Source organism: Bradyrhizobium sp., from assembly GCF_049512235.1.
Taxonomy (GTDB): domain Bacteria; phylum Pseudomonadota; class Alphaproteobacteria; order Rhizobiales; family Xanthobacteraceae; genus Bradyrhizobium.
Map to the genome: position 1 here is coordinate 1 of NZ_JBEKXH010000561.1, position 3,858 is coordinate 3,858.

General features: G+C 59.8%; 3 protein-coding genes. All 3 read right to left on the reverse strand.

All coding sequences use genetic code 11. From position 1 onward, the window contains the following. Positions 1–2,114, reverse strand: a 2,114-nt coding sequence (locus tag ABSG20_RS31705) for a PAS-domain containing protein (protein ID WP_423868395.1), incomplete at its 3' end; no start/stop codon positions are given. Positions 2,115–2,331: 217 nt separating this feature from the next. After that, on the reverse strand, positions 2,332–2,496 hold the full coding sequence (locus ABSG20_RS31710; protein WP_423868396.1) for a hypothetical protein: 165 nt from the start codon (positions 2,494–2,496) through the stop codon (positions 2,332–2,334). 52 nt (positions 2,497–2,548) lie between these two features. Next, on the reverse strand, positions 2,549–3,858 hold a 1,310-nt coding region (locus ABSG20_RS31715; RefSeq protein WP_423868397.1), incomplete at its 5' end, for an AAA family ATPase.

The window sequence follows — 3,858 nt, forward strand, 5'->3', positions numbered from 1 at the left end:
TCATGCCGCGCCAGGTGAGCGATCTCGGCCTCGGCGCGCCGCCTTTCGGTGATATCCTCGTGGGTCGAGACCCAGCCACCTTCCTTCATGGCCTGCCGCGAGATCAAGACAACACGACCATCGGCGAATTCATCGATTCTGCTCGTATTGAAATCGGTCGAGAAGTGACGCGCACGGTCTGCGACGATATCTTCGATCGTGGCCGCTTGCTTCAAAACATTTCGAGCGAAGATTTCCGTCATGACTTCGTCGACGTGAATGCCCGCTTTCAAAAAGCCCTGCGGCAAGCGATACAGTTCGGCATAGCGATGGTTCCAGACCACGAGTCGCTTGCCGCTGTCGTACATGCTGATGCCCTGGGACATGTTGCTCAACGCGGCGTCAAACTGCATATTGATGTGCCCGAGCTCGGCCGCCTTCTCGGCGATCAGCTGCTGCGCCCGCTCCTGAGCCGTAACATCCTCGTGGGTCGCGACCCAACCGCCGTCCGCCGTCGGCGTACGTTTGATCGAAATCACTCGTCCGGCGACCGTAACGAAATACTGATCCGCCTCGGTCGGGATGCGCTGCAAATGCTCCTCGATCGTCAAATCGCTCGTCATACCCTGGCGGGCGTGATGTTGCAGCATCTCGGACAATGGCGTCCCCGGCACCACCTGCTCTTCCAGGAAGCCGTACATCTCGCGGAAGCGCCGGTTGACGATCACCAGGTTCTTGTGGGCATCAAACAGGCACACGCCCTGCGTCATGTTGCTTAGCGCCGCGTCGAACCTCATGTTCACCAGCGCCAGTTCGGTGGCCTGATGATAGATCGATGTCTCATGATCGATTCGCTCGGTAATATCCTCATGAATTCCGACCCAGCCGCCGTTCCCGATCGCCGTGCTGACGACGGAAACCACGCGCCCATCCCTGAGCCGGGAACTCGAAATGCTCCTGCCGTTGTCGCTCAGCTGCTGCTGAAAGTTGCCGATATAGGTGTCGACGTCGAGGTCCAGGTTTCCCGCCGCCTTGCGGTGCTCGATGATGGTATAGATGCTGACGCCCAGCCGGATCAGTTCAGGTGCCATCCCGTAGATCTCGACGTACCGGTCATTCCAGACAACCAACTCGCCATCGGCGTCGAACATGCTGATTCCGCTCGACATGTTGGCGAGGGCGGCGTCGAACCGGACATTTTGTTCTGAACTCTCCTCGTTGAGGAGCCGCAGGCGGCCTTGACTTTCGTCAAGCTTGGCCTGGTGGCGAATGGTGAACGCCATCGCGATCAGAACGATGCAGCTAAGGACCGCCGCCACCGCGAAGTAGGTCGTTCGATGCTTCCAGTAGGCGCCCAAACCATCGCTCTCGGCGAGCCCTAGCGCAAAAATCAATGGAAATTTGTCCGACGTGCGATAGGTCACCAATCGGTTATGGCCATCGATCGCGCCACCTCCCCAATAGCTACCCGAACGCGACCGGGCCAGTGCCTCCAGGAACGGATGTTGTTTGGTTTGCCGGCCGGCGCCGGTTGAAAGCCCCTGCGCGGCGATGATCACACCATCCAGGTTGCGAAGAACGATGCTGCCCTTCTCACCGAGATCGACGGCCCTGTAAAAACGTCCGATGAAATTCGGATTGATCGAAATAAGGATGACGCCACCGAAGCCGCCGCCGGGTGCGCGTACCCGTCGCGAAAATTGCAGGGACACTTTCCCGGTCACCCGTCCAACTACAGGTTCGCTGATGAACAGCTTGTCAGATGCCTGATCAAGCTGCGTGCGAAAATACTCACGATCGCCTACATATGTCGGAGGCCCCTGGTAGTCTGTCGTTGATGTCACCCGATAGCCGTTCGCACCAATCAGGGCTATCTGATGCGTCTCGTCACCCACCAGTTCGGTGCGTGCCGACCAGCTGCGCAAATCGAAATGGCCAGGATCATCCTCGTAACTCTTGCGAAGCAAGAGCAGAGTTCGATCAAGACGCTCGACGATCTCCACGGTATATTCTTCGAACAGCCGAACCATGCCGTCCGATTGCTTGACCATCCCTTCGATGGTCTTTTCGCGCTCGACCGATGACACGAAAGCCGCGACGAGCCAGCAGGCCGCGATCAGGATCAGCCCGGCCAAGGTGGCTGTATGCAGGGATGCTCTCAGCCATGCCCGACATCTAGCACCACTGGTCATTTCTTGGATCCATAGACATACGAAGGCCCGAATGGACCACACGATGGATCGTTGGATGTACTACCAGGTTAACTTGCTCGTCCGTAGTTATACGGTCGGAGGAGACTCAGCAACACGAGCCTTTAACGGCACTGAGAGGACCTCCGTGCAGGTCGCACCGTCAGTACGAGCGGCGGGCGACCGCGGCGGATGCACAAACCCCAATGGTCAATTGGTTCAACAGGTGCGCGACCTCGGCTTTGAACCTGTCCCGAGTGACGATCGGCAAGGTCGCAGCCATGGCGACCGAAACCAGCGGAACTCGCGTGGCCGCGGTGACCTTCAACTGGGGCATCCATCAAAAACCAGGGGCCTATCGAATAGCTATCTTGGGCAGCTCACACCTTGACCAGCGGGACCCGCGACGCCGGTCCGTTCGACCCGCCGTTGGGACCACCGGGTCTCGGCTTGCGCGGCACGGCGCGCTTACGCGCGCCCGGCAGTTTTTCCGGCTTCGGCGTCACCGGCCCTTCGACATATTCGAAGCCGATTTTTTCCTGGTCCGCTTCTGCGTTCGCCTCGTCTTTCACCAGCACGACGCGGACATGGCCACCGCCCTTGAGCGTGCCGAACAGCACCTGGTCGGCCAGCGGCTTCTTGATGTGCTCCTGGATCACGCGCGCCATCGGCCGCGCCCCCATCTGCTCATCATAGCCATGCCGTACCAGCCACGCCTTGGCCGGCTCCGACAGTTCGATGGTGACGTCCCGGTCGGCGAGCTGCGCCTCGAGCTGCAGCACGAACTTCTCGACCACCATGCCGATCACATCGGCATTGAGGTGGGCGAACGAGACGATGGCATCCAGCCGGTTGCGGAATTCGGGCGCAAACTGCCGATTGATGGCTTCGTGATCGTCGCCTTCGCGCTTGTTGCGGGTGAAGCCGAAGGCCTGTCGCGCCAAGTCGGCGGCACCGGCATTGGTGGTCATGATCAGGATCACATTGCGAAAATTGACCTGCTTGCCGTTATGGTCGGTGAGCCGGCCATGATCCATGATCTGCAGCAGCACGTTGTAGAGGTCCGGATGGGCCTTCTCGATTTCGTCGAGCAGCACCACGCAGTGCGGATGCTGATCGACGCCGTCGGTCAGAAGGCCGCCCTGGTCGAAGCCGACATAGCCCGGGGGCGCGCCGATCAGGCGCGAAACGGTGTGGCGCTCCATATATTCCGACATGTCGAACCGGATCAGTTCGACGCCGAGCGACGCGGCGAGCTGCTTTGCCACCTCGGTCTTGCCGACGCCGGTCGGACCCGAAAACAGATACGAGCCGATCGGCTTTTCCGGCTCGCGCAATCCGGCACGCGCCAGCTTGATCGAAGCCGCCAGCGCGTCGATCGCCTTGTCCTGGCCGAACACCACGCGTTTCAGCGTCTGCTCAAGGTGTTTCAAAACCTCGGCATCGTCCTTGGACACGCTCTTGGGCGGAATCCGCGCCATGGTCGCGATCGTAGTCTCGATTTCCTTGATACCAATGGTCTTCTTGCGTTTGTTCTCCGCGACCAGCATTTGCGCCGCGCCGGATTCATCGATGACGTCGATCGCCTTGTCGGGCAGCTTGCGGTCATGAATGTAACGCGACGACAACTGCACCGCCGCCTCGATCGCCTCGTTGGTGTATTTCAGCCGGTGGTAGTCCTCGAAATAGG